Consider the following 20,732-nt stretch of genomic DNA (forward strand, 5'->3'; position numbering starts at 1 on the left):
GCATAAGGAATTTGCTTAATACAAGTCTTATCCTTTATTAATTGACGCCTTAAATTGTTGAGGCGTCATTAATTCCATTTTTTTAAATTGTCTATTAAAGTAACTCGTATTATTAAAACCGGATTTAAAGGCAATGTCAGACATTCTAAAATCTTTGGAGTCTTTGATTAGTTTTTTAGAAAATTTAATTTTTTCAGAGTTAATGTAGTCAATAGGAGAGACGCCTAAGGTGTTTTTAAATTGCTTATGGAAGTGCGATGTGCTCATATAAGCTTTTTTTGCTAATATAGCCACGCTAATATCTTTATTAGTTAAATTGTCTTTTATGTATTTAACCACTGTTCCTATTCTGGTATCATTAAAAATTTGATTAGGGTCATTAATAATTAAAGACTTGGCTTTGGTTTGTAATAGCCTAATAATTAATTCCTGTATCATTAAATCCAGTAGCACATCCTTAGATTTATTATTGTTTGTAAAAGTGTAGGTTAGACGTTCTATTAAATGATTAACATCTGTGTTATTTATTAAATGTGATGAAGTCTCGTCTAGGTCCCAAGTATTATTTTCGTTTTCAATAGCAACGTGCTGATTAAACTTTTGAACAACTTCATCAATTTTAAAAGCGTCAATACCTAAAGCAAGACATTGTGTTGGCATTTTTGTTGTGGCAATAGGAAAGTCAATAACCATTTCCTTATTGGTGGGCATCACTACAGATTCACCAGGACAAAAATCAAAAGGGTCAAAACCCTCTATATGCATTACTTTTTTACCAGTAAGCATACTAGCTATAACAGGGAAGTTAAAGGTCAACGACACTTTTTCCGCGAAAGCGTGCGTTTCAAAAATATTAAGTTCTGCATAGTCGGCATTATAGGTCGTTCTGTTTTCTATTAAAGTAGTTAGTTTTCTATGGTTTTGATGTTGATTTAATAGCGAATGCATAAGTCACGTTAATTTTTTATGTTAACAAATCTGTTAATAATAGATATGTTCAAAATAATGATAATTCTGTTCTATATAATTGGGATATGATAAAATAACTTTATCAAAATTAAATATAATATATTTTTTAGATTAAAATTTTATCTAATTACTAATTTAACAACAATTTGTATGAGTTATTCTAAACCTGAGTTTAAAGAGAAATATGGCAATTTTATAAATGGAAAATTTGTAGAACCCATAGGTGGTCAATATTTCGAGAACACCTCTCCAATCGATAATAGCTTAATTGCTAAATATCCACGTTCTCAAAAAGAAGATGTCGAAATGGCTTTAGATGCTGCTAATGCTGCTAAAGAAGCTTGGGGCAACACCTCTGCGACAGAAAGATCAACGTTATTAAATAAGGTAGCAGATATTATTGAAGCTAATTTAGAAGAATTTGCTCTAGTAGAAACCTGCGATAATGGAAAACCTATCAGAGAAACTTTAAATGCGGATATTCCTTTAGCGGTAGACCATTGGCGCTATTTTGCAGCATGTATTAGATCGGAAGAAGGAAGCGCATCAGAATTAGATCAGAACACTTTATCATTAAACATTAAGGAACCTTTAGGCGTTATTGGCCAAATTATACCATGGAATTTTCCTTTATTAATGCTCTCTTGGAAATTACCTCCAGCTTTGGTAACAGGTAACTGTGTGGTTTTAAAACCTGCAGAACAAACACCAGCTAGTGCCACTTTATTGATGGAAAAAATTGCTGAGGTTTTTCCTCCTGGAGTAGTAAATATTGTACATGGGTTTGGTCCAGAAGCTGGAAAACCTTTAGCGTCAAGTTCTAAAGTCGATAAAGTTGCTTTTACTGGAGAAACGACAACGGGGCAATTAATTATGCAGTATGCGTCTAAAAACCTGAATCCTGTAACTATGGAATTAGGAGGTAAATCGCCAAATGTATTTTTTAATTCTGTTATGGATCATGACGATGCTTATTTAGATAAAGCTATTGAGGGTGCAGTTTTATTTGCTTTTAATAAAGGAGAAGTATGCACATGCCCATCTAGATTATTGGTTCAAGAAGATATTTATGATGCCTTTATGGAGCGTGTTGTAGCCCGTACTAATGCAATTATTCAAGGTAATCCGTACGAGTTAAGTACTATGGTTGGCGCGCAAGCTTCAAAAGATCAATATGAGAAAATACAATCGTATTTTAAAATAGGAAAAGAAGAAGGTGCAAAAGTATTAACCGGTGGGGATGCTAGAAAACTGGACGGAAACTTAGCGAATGGATTTTATATCCAACCTACTATTTTAGAAGGGCATAATAAAATGCGAGTATTTCAAGAAGAAATTTTTGGACCAGTACTTTGTGTAACTAAATTTAAAGATGAAGCGGAAGCTATAGAGATTGCAAATGATACGCTTTATGGATTAGGAGCGGGAGTTTGGACAAGAGATGCACATCAACTGTATCAAATACCTCGCGCTATTAAAGCGGGGCGTGTTTGGGTAAATTGTTATCATGCTTACCCTGCACATGCGCCATTTGGAGGTTACAAAAAATCTGGATTTGGTAGAGAAAACCATGTCATGATGCTTAACTATTACCGTCAAACTAAAAACATGTTAATCTCTTATGATAAAAATAAATTAGGTTTCTTTTAATAGAAATTGAATACGAGGAGAAGCTGAATTACAAAATGTAGTTCGGCTTTTTTTTAATAAACTTAAAAGTAACTTATGGAAAGAATTGCGATTACAACGGAAGCAACAAAAATATTAGAACAGTTGAAAGCAAAACATGGTGATTTGATTTTTCATCAAAGCGGAGGTTGTTGCGATGGGTCTGCTCCCATGGTTTTTGAAAAAGGAGATATGTATTTGGATGAAAGCGATATTCTTTTAGGGACTTTAAATGACGTTAATTTTTATATGAATCAAGATCAATTTGAATATTGGAAACATACACACCTTACTGTAGATATAACTGAAGGTCGAGGGGCTAGTTTTTCGTTAGAAATACCTTTGGGACTTCGGTTTTTAATTCATTCTAGGTTATTAACTAAAGAAGAAGAAGTGTTTTTTAATTCGTAGTAGGACCTAAAAACACGTAATTTTTCATTTTAACAATTTAAGCTTTAAAAATTAGTGATATTCGCTATTTTAAAGCTTTTTTTGTGCTTAATAATTAAATATTTAACAAATTTGAATTAATTTTATTGCTAATTTGATATATTTATGCTAAATTAATATATATGACTATAGATTTGTGTCCTAATTGTGGGTCAGACCATTACATTAAAAGTGGAATTGTTAATGATAGACAAAGGTATAAGTGTAAAAAATGCAACTATTTCTTTTCAGTAAATAAGATAGGAAAGAAGATAGACGACTACTACGTTAACAAATCGTTACAATTATACTTGGAAGGGTTAACGTATCGAGAAATCGAACGCATTTTGGGAATCTCTCACGTTAGTATCATGAATTGGGTGAAAAAATATAATATTAAACGCCCTTATAACTCAAATTATCATCCGACTTACAAAATTTTAAATGCTTCAGAGTTAGGGGTTTATTTTAGTAATGCTAAAAATATAAAAGGAGCAGGTGTTATTGTTACTGAGTTGGGAGATAAATTTATGTTGATTAAATGGGAACGTTTTAAGGATTAGTATAATAAATTAACAAATAAATATATTAGTTTTCATTTAACAGGTTGTTTTTAAGAGCTTAGTAGTGCACACAAAATCAATTAAGTACTAATTAATCCTTTAAACAATGAAAAAACAATCCCTATTATTGGCAGGACTCTTTTTAATGTCCTTTCAATTAATGACAGCTCAAGGCTCTCCCGATTACGATGGAGGTCTTAAGTTTAAGTTTAACGAAGATGGTTCTAAATATCTTCGGCTTATTTCGTGGGCGCAAGTCCAAGCTAACTATAATACAGACGATACATTTGATGCAAACGGAAACGAAAACAGTAAATTAAATTTTAATTTACGTCGTGCCCGTATTTTAATGTTTGCACAAATTAATAAAGACTTTTTAATCGTAACACACTTCGGATTAAACAGCTTAACCAGTGCTTCATTAAGTCCAACAGGAAAAGGAGATGGCTCTCAACTCTTTTTTCATGATGTTTGGGCACAATACAATTTAGGCAAAGACCACACTGTTGGTGGAGGTTTACATTACTTTAATGGTATTTCAAGACTAAATAATCAAAGTACGCTTAATATGATGACGTTGGATAACAACCGTCAATCTTGGGCTACAATTGGTTTGTCCGATCAGTTTGCACGTCATTTAGGTGTTTTTGCAAAAGGTAAATTTGATAAGCTTCAATATCGTGTCGCTATTAATGATGCTGCGGTAACCACATTAGATGGTCGCACAGCGGTTGCCGGTGGAGACGCAGTTTATAATGGTCGCGCTACTTTAGGATCTAAAGATGCCGGTAAAACATATGCCGGTTATTTTGATTATAATTTCTTAGATCAAGAGTCTAATTTTCTGCCTTACAAAGTGGGAAGTTATTTAGGAAGTAAAGAAATTTTTAATGTTGGAGCAGGATTCTTCTTGCATCCAAAAGGATCTGTAATTGATACCGGTACTGCATTAACGCCAAACTTAGAAGGAGAAGATGTATCCATCTTTGCAGTAGATGCTTTTTATGATGCGCCACTTAGCGACAATGGAAGTGCAATAACGGCTTATGCGACCTATCAAAATAGCGATTATGGTAAGGATTACTTATATAGTGCTTATGGTACAGGAAGTATGATTTATGGTCATGTTGGTTATGTCTTTAAAGGCGATGTTACAAAAACAAGATTTCAACCTTATGTAAGTTATGGTACGCATAGCTATGATGCTGTAGGTGATGACAGATCAACTTTAGGTGTCGGTGTTAACGCTTACATGAGTGGACATAATTCAAAATTAACTTTAGAATACAAAAATGAAGAATTTGGGGCTTTAGATGCAAATACTATTTCGCTACAAGCTATGATTTATCTATAAAAACTAACAACTATGAGTGATAAACAAAAACACGCGTCAGCGTACTGGAAAGAAAATATTAAATACTTGGCAATATTGCTTGTCATATGGTTTGTGGTGTCCTTTGGATGTGGCATTTTATTTAGAGAAGAGTTAGATCAATTCAGATTGGGAGGCTTTAAACTCGGGTTTTGGTTTGCCCAACAAGGATCGATATATGTATTCGTGATTTTAATATTCGTGTATGTAAGATTAATGAATAAACTAGATAAAAAATACGGTTTTGACGAGTAGTCTAAACTAATAACTTAAAAAATAAAATATTATGAGTGTACAATTTTGGACATGGTTATTAGTAGGAATTACTTTTGCCTTATATTTTGGAATCGCAATTTGGGCTCGAGCAGGCTCAACTAAAGAGTTTTATGTTGCTGGTGGAGGTGTTTCTCCGTTAGCAAATGGTATGGCTACCGCAGCCGATTGGATGAGTGCCGCCTCCTTTATTAGTATGGCGGGGATTATTTCCTTTTCAGGATATGATGGCTCAGTTTATCTTATGGGATGGACTGGTGGTTATGTGCTGTTAGCGTTATTGTTAGCACCTTACCTGCGTAAATTTGGTAAGTTTACAGTACCAGATTTTATTGGAGATAGATATTACTCTAACACGGCAAGAACAGTAGCAGTAATTTGTGCATTAATTGTATCATTTACATATGTTGCAGGACAAATGCGTGGTGTTGGTATTGTGTTTTCTCAATTCTTACAAGTTGATATTAATATAGGTGTTATCATTGGGATGACGGTTGTTTTAACTTTTGCTTTATTAGGAGGAATGAAAGGAATCACATACACACAAGTAGCACAATATTGTGTGTTAATCTTTGCTTTTATGGTACCTGCATTTTTTATCTCTATGCAAATGACAGGAAATATTATTCCTCAAATTGGTATGGGAGGTAAGGTTGAAGGTGGTGCCTTTCTACTAGATAAATTGGATTTGTTACATACCGAACTTGGATTTAACGAGTATACCAGCGGAACAAAGTCTACCTGGGATGTTTTTGCAATCACATTAGCATTAATGACAGGTACAGCGGGATTGCCTCATGTAATTGTACGTTTCTTTACGGTGCCTAAAGTAAAAGATGCCCGTAAATCTGCAGGTTATGCCTTATTTTTAATAGCTATTTTATATACAACTGCACCTGCAATTGCAGTATTTTCAAGAACTAATTTAATTGAAACAGTTAGTAATAAAGAATATAAAGAAATTCCAGAATGGTTTAAAAACTGGGAAAATACAGGGTTAATAGCATGGTCTGATAAAAATGGAGATGGAAAAATCCAGTATGTGGCAGGAGATGCCTTATCAAGTAAAAAACCAATATATACGGATGCTAGAGGTGCAAGTGGAGAACGTATCGTGTCTAATGTTAGTGATGCTTCAAACGAACTTTACGTAGATAGAGATATTATGGTATTGGCAAATCCAGAGATTGCAAACCTACCAAATTGGGTTATTGGATTAGTAGCAGCCGGAGGATTGGCAGCAGCATTATCTACTGCAGCCGGATTGTTGTTAGTAATTTCGACATCTGTGTCTCATGATTTAGTTAAAAAACAATTAAAGCCGGATATTTCGGATAAAGACGAGTTGAAAGTCGCAAGAATCGCCATTTTTGTAGCCATATTAATTGCGGGGTACTTCGGTATTAATCCGCCGGGATTTGTCGCTGCGGTCGTCGCACTAGCATTTGGTCTAGCAGCAGCGTCCTTTTTTCCAGCTATTATTTTAGGAATATTTGATAAACGTATGAATAGCGAAGGTGCTATTTCAGGTATGGTTGTCGGTATTGTTTTAATGCTATTCTACATGATGAAATTTAAACTCGACATGTTTGGTGGTGGTACAAAAGAAGACTGGTGGTTTGGTACATCTCCAGAAGGATTTGGTACTATAGCAATGTTTTTAAATGTTGTAGTGTCACTAGTGGTATCGCGCTTAACACCTGCGCCACCTCAGAATGTTCAGGATATGGTTGAAAGTATAAGAATCCCTTCAGGAGCTGGAGAAGCTCAGGATCATTAAGGCATTGAGTTCGGTCTTTAAACTTTTTTAGCTTTCGCTGAAAATTAAAGAACTTAATTTTAATTTAGTTAGTATGCAAATCAGCATTACATTTATGTAGTGCTGATTTCTTATATTAGTAGAATAAACTAAATTCTGTTAAATAAATCATGTTAGACTTAACACAGATGCAGTCTAATCAAAAAACTATTTAGATATTATTTCCAAATGAAAAAACGCCACGAACAAAAGCTAGTTGTATTATCAATAGCATTATGTTTAATTTTTAATGTGCCATTTATCTTAGTCTTTAATTTTGAAGGTGCTATTTTGGGTATTCCAACCTTATACTTTTCAATATTTTCAATTTGGTTAGTATCTATTGTTATTTCATATATCGTATTAAAACGCCACTATGAATAACTACGCACTAATTGCCATAATTGTAATTTATTTAGCGGTGTTATTTTACATTGCTTTTCTTGCTGAAAAAAAACGACAAAGTAAATGGGTTAATAATCCCTACGTATATACGTTGTCATTAGCGGTGTACTGTTCGGCGTGGACGTATTACGGAAGTGTTGGAATTGCAGCAAATTCAGGAATCAATTTTTTACCAATTTATTTAGGACCAGTTATAGCTGCACCTTTATGGATTGTAGTACTTAGGAAGATTATAAGAATTTCCAAACAACACAAAATTTCAACTATTGCCGATTTTATATCCTTACGTTATGGAAATAGTCGATTTCTTGGTGCTTTAGTGACTATTATTTGCTTATTCGGAACCTTGCCATACATTTCTTTACAATTAAAAGCAGTCTCAGAAACGTTTGAGATCATGTCTGATGATACTAGTTATGTTTCTACAGCTGTAATTGATGATTCTACGTTTTATGTCGCTTTATTGTTAGCGATATTCGCTACTTTTTTCGGGACACAAAATACGGATGCTTCCGAAAAACATAAAGGTATCGTCGCTACAGTAGCTTTTGAGTCGGTTTTAAAACTGGTCTTCTTTTTAGCAATCGGTGTTTATGTTACGTTTTACTTGTTTGATGGGACTACAGATATTTATAATCAGATTTCAAAAACTGAAAATTTTAAACAACTCACTACGCTTAGTGGTGTAGAGGATGGTTTTAACTGGTTTTTCTTAATAGGATTGTCTTTTATGGCCATATTTTTATTACCTAGACAATTTCAGGTTTCGGTTTTAGAAAACAATAGAGAAAAACATCTTAAAAAGGCTATTTGGTTGTTTCCGTTGTATTTATTATTATTTAATCTGTTTGTTATTTTTATTGCTTGGGCAGGAAAATTAACTTTTGGAGATACTCAAAATGCAGAATATTACTCGTTATTATTACCATTAGAAAATGGGAATTCGTTTTTAGCAACACTAGTTTTTCTAGGTGGTTTTTCTGCTGTAATATCAATGGTTATTGTGTCAACCTTAGCGTTGTCTACTATGGTGAGTAACAACTTGATTATTCCTTATGGATTTTTAGATAAGTTTATAAAAAACCAACCAGAACGAAACTCCAAGTACATTAAGAATATCCGTCGTATTTCTATTTTTACAATCATTATTACAGCTTATTTTTTCTATGTGTTATTCTCAAAAGAATTATCGTTGTATTCTATTGGGTTAATATCGTTTGTTATTATTTCGCAATTGGGGCCTTCCTTTTTTATAGGCTTGTATTGGAATAGAGGAGCTTCTAAAGCAGCGATTATAGGGATATTAGTCGGTTTTTTTATATCTGTATATACGCTGGTGTTACCATTTACGCTGCAAGCTTATACAGGTACGGATGATTTTACACAACTTGGTTTGTTTGGTATTTCAGCTTTAAAACCTTACGCGTTATTTGGTATTGATTTTTTAAGTCCGCCCGCACATGCATTTTTCTGGAGTATGACGTTTAATATCATGACTTACTTGGTGTTTTCATTAACGTCTAAAGGAAATTATAGAGAACGTAATTATGCCGAAATGTTTGTGGATAGTAAAAACTTTACGACACTTCAGGACAGTGCTTTGGTTTGGAAAGGAGAAGCTTACGTTGCAGATATTAAAAGTGTATTGATTCGTTTTTTAGGAGAACAAAGAGCGACTCGTGCGTTGACTATTTTCTTCACTAAATATAAATTACCTCAAGACACACAGTTAGCAGATGCGCGATTAATTAATTTTTCAGAAAAATTGTTAACAGGAAGCATTGGTTCGGCTTCAGCCAAAATATTAATTGCCAGCGTAGTCAAGGAAGAACAGATTAGCTTAGTGGAAGTGTTGAAGATTTTAGAAGAATCTAAAGAAAATATTGTGAGTAATAAAGTACTTTTGGAAAAGTCAAATGAATTGACGCAGCTATCCTCACAACTAAAAGATGCCAATGAAGAATTGATTAGCAAAGACAAGCAAAAAGATGAGTTTTTAGATACTGTTGCGCATGAGTTAAAAACACCAATTACAGGAATTAGAGCGGCAACAGAATTGTTGATGGATGAAGATGATGATATGCCTCAAGAAATAAAAGCACAGTTTTTAAAAAATATATTGCAAGATTCTGATCGTTTAGGGCGTTTAATACACAATATTTTAGATTTTGAAAAGTTAGAAACAGGACGTTTACATTTGGATTTACAATATCAAGATATTCAAAAAACCATTACTAAATCTATAAGTAGTATCTCGCAAATTGCAGCTAAAAAGGAAGTAGAAATTGTAAATAAAAGCGACCATAGTTTTAAAACTAATTATGACGAGGATCGTATCCTTCAGGTATTAACCAATTTACTGTCCAATGCAATCAAGTTTTGTAATCCAAAAACAGGACAAATTATAGTCGATTTAAAGTTAGGGAATGCATTTGTAGAAATCTCTGTAACTGACAATGGTAAAGGGATTCCAGAAGAAGATCACCATTATATTTTCGATAAATTTTACCAGTCAAAACATCAAAATACTATTAAACCACAAGGCAGTGGATTAGGTTTAGCAATTACAAAGCAAATAGTCGAAAAGCATAATGGGAAAATTTGGGCAAAAAAAGGCGTTAAAAATGGTGCAACGCTTGTTTTTACCATACCTTTTAAGTAAATTGTTGTCGTAAAGTATGAAGAAGAAAATTTTAATTGTTGACGACGAGCCAAATATTGTCATGTCGTTAGAATATACCTTCAAAAAACAAGGTTTTGAAGTGTTTATAGCAAGAGATGGAAGTGAGGCTTTAGAGATATTAAAACATCATATTCCTAACATTATTTTGTTGGATGTTATGATGCCAAATGTAGACGGGTATCAAACCTTAACACACATTAAAAATACAGATAGTTTAAAGGACACTAAAGTGGTGTTTTTAACTGCAAAAAATAAAGCTTCAGATATTGAAAAGGGTTTAAAACTTGGAGCCGATAAGTATTTAACAAAACCTTTTTCAGTAAAAAAAATAGTTTCAGAAATATTGGAACTAGTGACTTAAAATAGTTTTTTAAGTTTATTTAAAATTGGTTTTGTGTGCAAACAAACTAAGTTTAATTAAAGTTTAAAGACATGAAATTTCACATCAATCCATTAGCGTCAGATATTATTATTAGTATCTATATTATTGCGACGCTTTATCTTAGGTTTAAATTTGAAAGTCAAACCTATACAAGTCCAATGCTATCTATAGTTTTGGGGCTTTGCTTTGTGCTTATAATCTATGCACTTGTCAAATTAAAAGTACTTAATCCCAATTGGTTCGGCTTATTTAACTCTAAAAAGGCCTAACTATGTATTATCAAGAATTTTATAAAAAAAGTATAGACCAACCAGCGCAATTTTGGCAAGAACAAGCCTCGCAATTGGATTGGTTTAAAGCACCTAAAAGCATATTGTCTAAAGATAAATATGACTATGATCAATGGTTTGAAGATGGGCAACTTAACTTAAGTTATTTGTGTATTGATAAACATATCAAAGCGGGTTTTGGCGATCAGAATGCTATAATTTACGACTCGCCAGTTACCAATACAAAACAGCATATTACTTTTAATCAATTACATCACGAAGTATCAAAACTTGCAGGTGGATTAAAAGGTTTAGGATTGCAAAAAGGAGACACGTGTATTATCTATATGCCAATGATTCCGCAGGCGTTATATGCCATGTTGGCTTGCGCTAGGATAGGAGTAATACACTCGGTTGTCTTTGGTGGTTTTGCACCTAATGAGTTGGCTATTAGGATTAATGACTGTAAGCCGAAAGCAATTATTACAGCATCAAACGGTGTCGAAATCCAGAAAATTATTCCTTATAAACCCTTTGTGGATCAAGCAATCGCTAAAGCGGAAACTAAGCCAAAACACGTTATTGTTTTTGATAGAAAATTAGGCGTTGAAATTCCGAAGAAAAACTACGATGTAGACTATGCAACTCTAGTAGAAGAGGCTCCGTCTATCGAAGCTATTCCAGTAGCATCAACACATCCGTCTTATATATTATATACTTCAGGAACCACGGGGACGCCAAAAGGAATTATTAGAGATACGGGCGGTTACGCAACCGCTTTAAAATTCTCTATGAAATATATTTATGGTGTAAACGAAGGCGAAACCTTTTGGGCAGCAAGTGATGTTGGTTGGGTTGTGGGACATAGCTTTATAGCTTACGGACCTTTATTAAATAGAAACACAACCATTCTGTTTGAAGGAAAACCAATTAAAACACCAGATGCCTCGACGTTTTGGCGCGTTATTAGCGAGCATAATGTAAAAGCAATGTTTACGGCGCCAACAGCTATTAGAGCCATTAGAAAAGATGATGCGACAGGACATATGTTAAAGCGTTTTGATTTATCATGTTTAAAATATTTATTTTTAGCAGGAGAACGTTGTGATGTAGCAACCTTAAATTGGATAGAAGATAAACTTGAGATACCAGTAATTGACCATTGGTGGCAAACCGAAAGCGGATGGCCTATGATTGCAAATATGGTTGGTGTTGCATTGCAAGACATAAAACCAGGTTCTGCAGGATTACCCGTTTGTGGTTATGATATTAAAATATTAAATGAAGACGGAGAAGAGGTGCAGTCTAGTGTGGAAGGGTATGTTGTGGTTAAATTACCGTTACCACCAGGAACATTAAGTAATCTATGGGGTAATCCAGAGCGTTTTAAATCTGGGTACTTAGACCGTTTTCCGGGTTATTATTTTTCTGGAGATGGTGGGTACAAAGACGAAGATGGTTATGTATTTATAACCGGTCGCGTAGATGATGTTATAAATGTGGCGGGGCACCGATTATCAACCGCCGAAATGGAAGAAATTGTGTCTTCGCATAAATCCGTAGCAGAATGTGCTGTATTTGGTGTGCATTGCGAGCTTAAAGGACAAAAACCATTAGGATTAGTGGTTTTAAAATCGGAAGATACGTTAGAAAATGAAACCATTCAAAAAGAAATAATTCTAGACGTACGTCGCGAAATAGGAGCAGTAGCGTCCTTTAGAGAGGTGTTAGTCGTAAACCGATTACCAAAGACGCGAAGTGGAAAAATTCTTCGTAAATTGTTGCGTAATATAGCAGACGAGCAACAGTATAATATACCATCAACCATTGATGATGTTACAATTATAGACGAAATAAAAATAGTATATAAAACCCATAGTATTGGGATTCATAAATAAACTGTAAATATAATATCATATGATTTTTGAGAAACAAGACTTTTTAACAAAAAACATAAGTAGTAATTGACACACTGAGTGCAGTCGATATATCATCAAGATCGATAAGTATTGTTTGTCACACTTGGTCCAGTCCAAGTGTCTCGCAAAAATAGAAACTAAATTAATAATATAAATATCCTAATAAACACAAGTAAAGTGTTTAATAAATTAAACTAATTATGAGTAATTATCACATAAAACATTTAGAAGAGTACTACCAAGTTTACCGTAAATCCGTCAGAAACCCAGAGAGTTTTTGGGAAGAAATTGCCGAAGAACATTTTATGTGGCGTAAAAAATGGGATAAAGTATTAAGTTGGGACTTTTCTAAGCCTGAAGTCAAATGGTTTGAAGGAGCAAAGTTAAACATTACAGAAAATTGTCTGGATAGACATTTATATACCAGAGGAGATAAAACGGCTATCATTTTTGAACCTAATAGTCCAAAAGAAAAAGCGCTTCATATTACTTACAGAGAGTTACACGAGCGTGTATGTCGATTTGCAAACGTACTTAAAGATAACGGAGTCGGTAAAGGCGATCGTGTTTGTATTTACTTACCAATGATTCCCGAATTAGCAGTTTCTGTTTTAGCATGTGCGCGTATAGGTGCTATACACTCTGTTGTCTTTGCGGGATTTTCTTCAACAGCATTAGCAACCAGAATTAATGATAGTGATTGTAAAATGGTAATTACATCAGATGGCTCTTATCGTGGCGCAAAAACAATCGATTTAAAAGGGATTGTAGACGAAGCTTTAGAGGAATGTCCAGATGTAAATACTGTATTGGTAGCAAAACGTATCAATTCAGATATAAACATGCAAGACGGGCGTGACCAATGGTTACAACCTTTGTTGGATGAAGCGTATCACGATTGTGTGCCAGAAATTATGGATGCAGAAGATCCATTATTTATTTTATATACCTCAGGGTCGACAGGTAAACCAAAAGGAATGGTTCATACCACAGGAGGATATATGGTATATACGGCGTATACGTTTAAAAATGTATTTCAATACAGAGAAGAAGATGTGTATTGGTGTACAGCAGATATCGGTTGGATTACAGGACACAGTTATATCGTATATGGACCATTATGTAATGGAGCGACAACTGTTCTGTTTGAAGGGGTTCCAAGTTATCCGGATTTTGGACGTTTTTGGGAGATTGTAGAAAAACATAAAGTGAGCCAATTTTATACGGCACCAACCGCTATTAGAGCACTAGCAAAAGAAGGTATAGAACATTTAGAAAAACACGATTTATCATCTCTAAAAGTATTAGGTACTGTTGGAGAACCTATAAATGAGGAAGCTTGGCACTGGTACGATGACAATGTTGGTAAGAAAAAAGCACCAATTGTAGATACTTGGTGGCAAACCGAAACTGGAGGTATCATGATTACACCAATTGCATTTGCTACCCCAACCAAACCAACCTACGCAACACTACCGTTTATAGGAGTGCAACCAGCATTAATGGATGAGCATGGAGAAGAAATTAAAGGAAACCAAGTCGATGGACGTTTATGTATAAAATTCCCTTGGCCAAGTATGGCAAGAACCATTTGGGGGAACCACCAACGTTATAAAGACACCTATTTCTCTGCCTATGATAATATGTATTTTACAGGAGATGGTGCCTTACGTGATGAGGTTGGGTATTACCGTATTACAGGTCGTGTAGATGATGTCATCATCGTGTCTGGTCACAATTTAGGGACTGCACCCATTGAAGACGCTATTAACGAGCATCCTGCGGTATCAGAAAGTGCCATTGTAGGCTTTCCGCATGATATTAAAGGAAATGCTTTATATGGTTACGTAACCCTGAAAGAAAGCGGAGAAAGTAGAGATCATGTGAATCTACGGAAAGAAATAAACCAAATTATTACAGAGCAAATAGGACCTATCGCTAAGTTGGATAAAATTCAGTTTACAGACGGATTACCTAAAACACGAAGTGGAAAAATTATGCGACGTATTTTACGTAAAATAGCTAGTAATGAGACCGATAATCTAGGAGATACAAGTACATTGCTAAATCCAGAATGTGTACAAGATATTATGGATAATGTACTATAATGTCATTGCGAGAGGGCACGACGGAAGCACTCTTAAATAGTAAGATATAAACTATTTATTTGGGCATTACACTTTTCCGCTTAAGCTACCAAGTGTCGGGCTATCCGTTATATCTTTTGCTAAAAGGCAAAAGGATGCCACTACTATCCCTAATGCAGAAAACGCAACCTTAAAAAGGTTGCGTTTTTTTTTATTACTTATTTTAAAAAAAATAATAATTCAGAGTTAAGTAAGCCTATAACAGTAAGTATGCTTTCCCTTTTTTTCAGGGAAGGTGGATTCATGCTTTTTAGAAAGCATGGATTCGGAAGGATTTTGCCTAAGAGTAAAAAGGACCACCTCTTTCTTTAAAAATCTTTTAATGGAATTTTAAATTCATTCTCCTCCTTAAAAAAAGGAGGAGAGTTTTACTCTGATGTCCTTACTTGTTTATTGTATGTGATTTAATAGTTGTTGTTTGAATTAAACCACAAGAGTCAGTATTTGGAAGGATTAACATATGAGTAATCAAATCTCAGTAGTCCCACAACAGTAAGTGAATCCTTCCCTTTTTTTAGGGAAGGTGGATCCATGCTTTCTGAAAAGCATGGATTCGGAAGGGTTAAACATATGAGTAATCAAACACAAGTGAATCAATCCCACTAAAATATATTTTCATAACTTTAGTTATTCAATAGATTTAAAAATGAAACCAATACATAATCGCAAATATTTAGAAGACAGAAGAAAAGCACTCCGTAAAGATTTAACGTCTGCTGAGGCAACATTATGGAATCATCTTAAGCAAAAACAGTTAGAAGGTCGTAAATTTAGAAGACAACATAGTATATTGGATTATATTGTTGATTTTTATTGTCCAAAAGAGAAGTTAGTCATTGAGTTAGATGGTGGCTATCACCTACGTTTTGAACAACAATTAAAAGATTACGAACGTGATGAGGTTTTAAAAAGCTTAGGATTTACTATTTTCAGAATTGAGAACAAATTTGTTTTTGAAGATTTAGACTATGTGCTAAATGGGATAAAAACTTGTTTTAAAAATGAGTAAAAAGGACCACCTCTTTCTTTAAAATTCTTTTAATGGAATTTTAAATTCATTCTCCTCCTTAAAAAAAGGAGGAGAGTTTTTCTCTGATGTTCTTGCTAGTTTATTATATGTGATTTACTAGTTGTTTTTGTTTTCTAAATATTATTTCAATTAAACCATAACAATAAGTAAATCCTTCCATTTTTTTCAGGGAACGTGAATCCATGCTTTCTAAAAAGCATGGATTCGGAAGGGTTTTTCCTGAGAGTAAAAAGGACCACCTCTTTCTTTAAAATTCTTTTAATGGAATTTTAAATTCATTCTCCTCCTTAAAAAAAGGAGGAGAGTTTTACTCGGCTGTTCTTACTAGTTTATTGTATGTTATTTAATAGTTGTTGTATAAGATATTGTTTGAATTAAACCATAACAATAAGTATTCGGAAGAGTTTTGCGTAAGAGTGATCAAAATTCAGTAAGCCCACAACAGTAAGTGAATCCTTCCCTTTTTTTAGGGAAGGGGGATCCATGCTTTCTGAAAAGCATGGATTCGGAAGGGTTAAACATATGAGTAATCAAACACAAGTGAATCAATCCCACTAAAATATATTTTCATAACTTTAGTTATTCAATAGATTTAAAAATGAAACCAATACATAATCGCAAATATTTAGAAGACAGAAGAAAAGCACTCCGTAAAGATTTAACGTCTGCTGAGGCAACATTATGGAATCATCTTAAACAAAAACAGTTAGAAGGTCGTAAATTTAGAAGACAACATAGTATATTGGATTATATTGTTGATTTTTATTGTCCAAAAGAGAAGTTAGTCATTGAGTTAGATGGTGGCTATCACCTACGTTTTGAACAACAATTAAAAGATTACGAACGTGATGAGGTTTTAAAAAGCTTAGGATTTACTATTTTCAGAATTGAGAACAAATTTGTTTTTGAAGATTTAGACTATGTGCTAAATGAGATAAAAGCTTGTTTTAAAAATGAGTAAAAAGGACCACCTCTTTCTTTAAAATTCTTTTAATAGAATTTCAAATTCATTCTCCTCCTTAAAAAAAGGAAGAGAGTTTTACTCTGATGTTCTTACTAGTTTCTTGTATGTGATTTAATAATTGTTTGTGTTTTCTAAATATTATTTCAATTAAACCATAACAATAAGTATTCAGAAGGGGTTAGTATATGAGTAATCAAATCTCAGTAGCTCCACAACAGTAAGTATATTGTTCCCTTTTTTTGAGGAAAGGTGGATTTATGCTTTTTAGAAAGCATGGATTCGGAAGGATTTTGCCTAAGAGTAAAAAGGACCACCTCTTTCTTTAAAATTCTTTTAAGGGAATTTCAAATTCATTCTCCTCCTTAAAAAAAGGAGGAGAGTTTTACTCGGCTGTTCTTACTAGTTTATTGTATGTTATTTAATAGTTGTTGTATAAGATATTGTTTGAATTAAACCATAACAATAAGTATTCGGAAGGGTTTTGCGTAAGAGTAATCAAACCTCAGTAGGTCCCCAACAGTAAGTAAATCCTTCCCTTTTTTCAGGGAAGGTGGATTCATGCTTTCTGAAAAAGCATGGATTCGGAAGGGTTTTGCGTAAGAGTAATCAAACCTCAGTAGGTCCCCAACAGTAAGTAAATCCTTCCCTTTTTTTCAGGGAAGGTGGATTCATGCTTTTTAGAAAGCATGGATTCGGAAGGGTTTTATTTGGTTAAGTTTCAATAATTCAAAAAAAACGAATTATTTAGCTAAACATAGCAGTATTTAAGTCAAAATTAATATAACTATTAAATTATATAGCGATATTTGCAGGGTATAAATAAATATGGTAAATATTCGAGAATATATAGAAAAAACGGTCTCCATTTCTGATGCAGATTGGCAATTGTTTTCTTCTAAATTAAAAAACAGAATCTTCAAAAAAAAGACCACTATTTTAGATGTTGGAGAGACTGAAAACTATATCTCTTTTATAGAAGAAGGTATAGCGCGCTTTTTAATTCCGAAGGAGGAAGAAGAGAAAGATTTAACTTTCGGATTCTGTTTTAAAAACGAATTTGTTAGTGCGTATGATTCATTTCTTACTAAAAAACCATCACTTTACAAATTACAAGCGTTAACAGATATTTCCATGTGGAGTATCTCATATCAAGATTTACAGGAAGTATATGAGAAAAGTTTTGCGGGTAATGTCATTGGTCGCTTGTCTTCAGAGCGTTTATTTTTAATCAAATCAAAACGAGAACAGTCTTTGTTAAATGAATCTGCAGAAACCCGTTACCTCAATTTATTTACAGAACGTCCCAACTTAATAAAAGAGATTCCGCTGAAGTATATTGCTTCTTATATTGGCGTGACACCACAGGCATTAAGCCGAATTAGGAAGCGTATTTCTTAACTTAGGTTCATTTTATTTGCGGTTAAAATTATAGACCTTTGTAATAAAACAAAGACTATGACTATTATAATATTTATCATTATTTTATGGTATACGGGTTTGTTCTTTCAAACCTTCTTTTTACACCGTTACGCAGCACACCAAACCTATACAATGTCTAAAGTTACAGAACGCATTTGTTTTGTGTTAACTTGGGTATTTCAAGGTTCTAATTATTTAAGTGCTTATGGTTATGGTGTAATGCATAGGATGCACCATGCGTATGCTGATACCGAAAAAGATCCACATTCTCCTAAATACGATAGTAATTTATTCACTATGATGTGGCGTACTAAAAACATTTATCAAGACATCAATAAAAAGCGTATTGCAGTAGCAGATAAGTTTACTAAAAACGTACCACAATGGAAGGCGTTTGATAAAATAGCAAGTTCAAGAATTTCTAGATTATCTTGGGCTGCAGCTTATATCGTGTTTTTTATTGTTTTTGTAACCGCTTGGTGGCAATGGTTATTCTTGCCAGTAGCCTTTTTTATGGCTCCAATTCATGGTGTTATTATTAACTGGTTTGCTCATATTTACGGATATCGTAATTTTAAGGTTAGCGATACGTCTAAAAATCTATTACCAATAGATATTTTAATGATGGGAGAGGGGTATCATAATAATCACCATTCGCATAGTGGACGTGCAAATTTTGGCGTACGTTGGTTTGAAATTGATTTTACTTACTTAATAATGGTTGTTTTAGATAAGCTACGTATTATTAAAATTAAGAAGACAGCAGTTTAGTAGATGCTTTAATTGTTTTAGGGCTTTTTTTTATAGCTCTTTATATATTTATACTTGTAACCGATGTGAGATTATTGTAATCTCACATCGGTTATTTTGTTATGTGCTTATCGGTTATATTTAATAGTTGATCTAGTACTAGAAGTGTCCTTTGAGGTTTATCAAAATTATTACATTAAAAGTACAATTTTTATTGCCCTAGATAGCTTTGTGATGCTAACAATGATAATAAAAACACTAATTTTGTACAATGATAATTTCTGAAACAATACCATCCCACTTAAAACCAAAACGATTAGCAGTAAAACTAACGTCTAATGGCGAGCAATATGTACATCAAGGACATCCTTGGGTGTTTTCAGATAGTATAGTTAAGATTAATAATGATGCGAATACAGGAGATTTAGCTATTATTTTTGGAAAGCGAAGAAATGCCATGATTGGTATTGGGCTATATGATGCTAATTCTCCGATCCAATTAAAGATGATTTATAATGATACAGCATCTGTGGTCATTGATGCTGAGTTTTTTAAGCAAAAAATAGAAAAAGCTTACGCTAAACGGTTGCCTTTATTAGAGACTAATACTAATAGTTATCGTTTATTATTTGGCGAAAATGATGGTTTTCCGTCGTTAATAGCGGATGTTTATGCGGATGTTTTGGTGGTTAAATTGTATTCAGAAATTTGGTTACCCTACATACATTCTATTTTAGAAATTTTAATAAGTATTTCAAAATGTAAAACAGTTGTTATCCGATTAAGTCGTGGTTTGCAACAATCTAAAACTCATCAATTAAAAGATGGTGCTGTAGTTTATGGGACACTTGAAAACGAGGTTGTCCAGTTTGTAGAACATGGAGTTAATTTTTCGGCAAACGTTATAAAAGGACATAAAACGGGTTACTTTTTAGATCACAGAGATAATAGAAGGCAAGTTGGTCTGTTTAGTAATGGTAAAACCGTTTTAGATGTGTTTAGTTACGCTGGTGGATTCTCAGTACATGCTTTAGCTAATGGAGCTACAGAGGTAACTAGTTTAGATATTAGCGCTCAAGCATTAGAAATTGCAAAACAAAATGGAGAATTAAATACGTATTCAGGAACACATCATACCATTGCAGACGATGCTTTTAAAGCTTTAAAGCATTTGGTTAAAAAAGGTGTTGTTTTTGATGTTGTAGTTATTGATCCACCAAGTTTTGCGAAGCAGCAAACCGAAATAGATTTAGCCAAGAAAAAATATGCGCAATTAGCACAGTTAGGAGAGCAATTAACCGCAAAAAACGGGTTGTTAGTATTAGCGTCTTGTTCTAGTCGTGTAACAGCACAGGCATTTTACGATATTAACATTGCAACACTATCTAGTGCAAAAAGAACTTTTAAGACAATTAAAACCACACAACATGATACGGATCATCCTATTGGATTCCCAGAAGGTGCCTATTTAAAATGTGGATATTATCGCTTTGATTAGGTTTTATGTTTTTAATTTTAAAGAAGGCTAATATTATCTTTTGACAGTTAAAGTATTGTCTCTTTGACATAAAATAACTAATGTTTGGTTACTTTTTATTTATATAATTAAATAATTTATAGGTGTTTATCGAGGTCTAGGTTTTAATTATACATCTAAAAATATATAGCTATTGGATGTTGTTTTATTGATAG

17 protein-coding genes are annotated in these 20,732 nt (G+C 33.5%); 16 read left to right on the forward strand and 1 reads right to left on the reverse strand.

Features of this window, described 5'->3' with window-relative positions; all coding sequences use genetic code 11:
• Positions 1-27: 27 nt before the first annotated feature.
• A complete protein-coding gene (locus E9099_RS14530) occupies positions 28-948 on the reverse strand; it encodes an AraC family transcriptional regulator (RefSeq protein WP_136584258.1) in 921 nt (306 codons plus the stop codon).
• Between the two features lie 171 nt (positions 949-1,119).
• On the opposite strand from E9099_RS14530, the gene E9099_RS14535 reads away from it, so the two are divergent.
• The 16 genes from E9099_RS14535 (at position 1,120) to E9099_RS14615 (ending at position 20,538) form a co-directional block, all read left to right on the forward strand.
• Complete coding sequence (locus E9099_RS14535; RefSeq protein ID WP_136584259.1) at positions 1,120-2,619, forward strand: aldehyde dehydrogenase family protein; 1,500 nt, start codon at positions 1,120-1,122, stop codon at positions 2,617-2,619.
• Between the two features lie 75 nt (positions 2,620-2,694).
• Positions 2,695-3,048, forward strand: a complete 354-nt coding sequence (locus E9099_RS14540) for a DUF779 domain-containing protein (RefSeq protein ID WP_136584260.1) — start codon at positions 2,695-2,697, stop codon at positions 3,046-3,048.
• A 161-nt stretch (positions 3,049-3,209) separates the two neighbouring features.
• Positions 3,210-3,629, forward strand: coding sequence for a terminase gpP N-terminus-related DNA-binding protein (locus E9099_RS14545; protein WP_136584261.1), 420 nt, complete (start codon positions 3,210-3,212; stop codon positions 3,627-3,629).
• 106 nt (positions 3,630-3,735) lie between these two features.
• Positions 3,736-4,983, forward strand: a complete 1,248-nt coding sequence (locus E9099_RS14550; protein ID WP_136584262.1) for a hypothetical protein — start codon at positions 3,736-3,738, stop codon at positions 4,981-4,983.
• Positions 4,984-4,995: 12 nt separating this feature from the next.
• Positions 4,996-5,256, forward strand: coding sequence for a DUF4212 domain-containing protein (locus tag E9099_RS14555; RefSeq protein ID WP_090838695.1), 261 nt, complete (start codon positions 4,996-4,998; stop codon positions 5,254-5,256).
• A gap of 31 nt (positions 5,257-5,287) precedes the next feature.
• The gene (locus tag E9099_RS14560) at positions 5,288-7,054 is read left to right on the forward strand and encodes a sodium:solute symporter family protein (RefSeq protein ID WP_136584263.1); all 1,767 of its coding nucleotides are present in this window, start codon (positions 5,288-5,290) and stop codon (positions 7,052-7,054) included.
• 207 nt (positions 7,055-7,261) lie between these two features.
• Complete coding sequence (locus tag E9099_RS14565; RefSeq protein ID WP_136584264.1) at positions 7,262-7,456, forward strand: hypothetical protein; 195 nt, start codon at positions 7,262-7,264, stop codon at positions 7,454-7,456.
• Complete coding sequence (locus tag E9099_RS14570) at positions 7,449-10,139, forward strand: sensor histidine kinase (protein ID WP_136584265.1); 2,691 nt, start codon at positions 7,449-7,451, stop codon at positions 10,137-10,139. Before E9099_RS14565 ends, E9099_RS14570 begins: the two co-directional genes overlap by 8 nt.
• A 16-nt stretch (positions 10,140-10,155) precedes the next feature.
• The gene (locus E9099_RS14575; protein WP_136584266.1) at positions 10,156-10,521 is read left to right on the forward strand and encodes a response regulator transcription factor; all 366 of its coding nucleotides are present in this window, start codon (positions 10,156-10,158) and stop codon (positions 10,519-10,521) included.
• A gap of 292 nt (positions 10,522-10,813) precedes the next feature.
• Positions 10,814-12,709, forward strand: coding sequence for an acetate--CoA ligase (locus tag E9099_RS14585; RefSeq protein WP_136584267.1), 1,896 nt, complete (start codon positions 10,814-10,816; stop codon positions 12,707-12,709).
• A gap of 221 nt (positions 12,710-12,930) precedes the next feature.
• The gene (gene acs / locus E9099_RS14590) at positions 12,931-14,838 is read left to right on the forward strand and encodes an acetate--CoA ligase (protein ID WP_136584268.1); all 1,908 of its coding nucleotides are present in this window, start codon (positions 12,931-12,933) and stop codon (positions 14,836-14,838) included.
• Positions 14,839-15,523: 685 nt separating this feature from the next.
• Positions 15,524-15,886: an endonuclease domain-containing protein gene (locus E9099_RS14595; RefSeq protein ID WP_136584269.1), complete on the forward strand. Its 363-nt coding sequence runs from the start codon at positions 15,524-15,526 to the stop codon at positions 15,884-15,886.
• A gap of 619 nt (positions 15,887-16,505) precedes the next feature.
• The gene (locus E9099_RS14600; RefSeq protein ID WP_136584270.1) at positions 16,506-16,868 is read left to right on the forward strand and encodes an endonuclease domain-containing protein; all 363 of its coding nucleotides are present in this window, start codon (positions 16,506-16,508) and stop codon (positions 16,866-16,868) included.
• An 828-nt stretch (positions 16,869-17,696) separates the two neighbouring features.
• Positions 17,697-18,269, forward strand: coding sequence for a Crp/Fnr family transcriptional regulator (locus tag E9099_RS14605; RefSeq protein ID WP_136584271.1), 573 nt, complete (start codon positions 17,697-17,699; stop codon positions 18,267-18,269).
• A 57-nt stretch (positions 18,270-18,326) separates the two neighbouring features.
• Positions 18,327-19,061 carry an acyl-CoA desaturase gene (locus E9099_RS14610; protein ID WP_136584272.1) on the forward strand — a complete coding sequence of 245 codons (735 nt, stop codon included), beginning with the start codon at positions 18,327-18,329 and terminating at the stop codon, positions 19,059-19,061.
• Between the two features lie 250 nt (positions 19,062-19,311).
• A complete protein-coding gene (locus tag E9099_RS14615; RefSeq protein WP_136584273.1) occupies positions 19,312-20,538 on the forward strand; it encodes a class I SAM-dependent rRNA methyltransferase in 1,227 nt (408 codons plus the stop codon).
• Positions 20,539-20,732 lie beyond the last annotated feature (194 nt).

The sequence above is a fragment of the Psychroserpens sp. NJDZ02 genome (genome assembly GCF_004843725.1).
Lineage (GTDB): Bacteria > Bacteroidota > Bacteroidia > Flavobacteriales > Flavobacteriaceae > Olleya.

Bases quoted from the DNA above. Each gene is read 5' to 3' on its own strand.
- E9099_RS14555 (WP_090838695.1), top strand. From the start codon at position 4,996: ATGAGTGATAAACAAAAACACGCGTCAGCGTACTGGAAAGAAAATATT.
- E9099_RS14560 (WP_136584263.1), top strand. From the start codon at position 5,288: ATGAGTGTACAATTTTGGACATGGTTATTAGTAGGAATTACTTTTGCC.
- E9099_RS14605 (WP_136584271.1), top strand. From the start codon at position 17,697: ATGGTAAATATTCGAGAATATATAGAAAAAACGGTCTCCATTTCTGAT.
- E9099_RS14575 (WP_136584266.1), top strand. From the start codon at position 10,156: ATGAAGAAGAAAATTTTAATTGTTGACGACGAGCCAAATATTGTCATG.
- E9099_RS14610 (WP_136584272.1), top strand. From the start codon at position 18,327: ATGACTATTATAATATTTATCATTATTTTATGGTATACGGGTTTGTTC.
- E9099_RS14545 (WP_136584261.1), top strand. From the start codon at position 3,210: ATGACTATAGATTTGTGTCCTAATTGTGGGTCAGACCATTACATTAAA.
- E9099_RS14535 (WP_136584259.1), top strand. From the start codon at position 1,120: ATGAGTTATTCTAAACCTGAGTTTAAAGAGAAATATGGCAATTTTATA.
- acs (WP_136584268.1), top strand. From the start codon at position 12,931: ATGAGTAATTATCACATAAAACATTTAGAAGAGTACTACCAAGTTTAC.
- E9099_RS14615 (WP_136584273.1), top strand. From the start codon at position 19,312: ATGATAATTTCTGAAACAATACCATCCCACTTAAAACCAAAACGATTA.
- E9099_RS14570 (WP_136584265.1), top strand. From the start codon at position 7,449: ATGAATAACTACGCACTAATTGCCATAATTGTAATTTATTTAGCGGTG.
- E9099_RS14585 (WP_136584267.1), top strand. From the start codon at position 10,814: ATGTATTATCAAGAATTTTATAAAAAAAGTATAGACCAACCAGCGCAA.
- E9099_RS14540 (WP_136584260.1), top strand. From the start codon at position 2,695: ATGGAAAGAATTGCGATTACAACGGAAGCAACAAAAATATTAGAACAG.
- E9099_RS14550 (WP_136584262.1), top strand. From the start codon at position 3,736: ATGAAAAAACAATCCCTATTATTGGCAGGACTCTTTTTAATGTCCTTT.
- E9099_RS14600 (WP_136584270.1), top strand. From the start codon at position 16,506: ATGAAACCAATACATAATCGCAAATATTTAGAAGACAGAAGAAAAGCA.
- E9099_RS14530 (WP_136584258.1), bottom strand. From the start codon at position 948: ATGCATTCGCTATTAAATCAACATCAAAACCATAGAAAACTAACTACT.
- E9099_RS14595 (WP_136584269.1), top strand. From the start codon at position 15,524: ATGAAACCAATACATAATCGCAAATATTTAGAAGACAGAAGAAAAGCA.
- E9099_RS14565 (WP_136584264.1), top strand. From the start codon at position 7,262: ATGAAAAAACGCCACGAACAAAAGCTAGTTGTATTATCAATAGCATTA.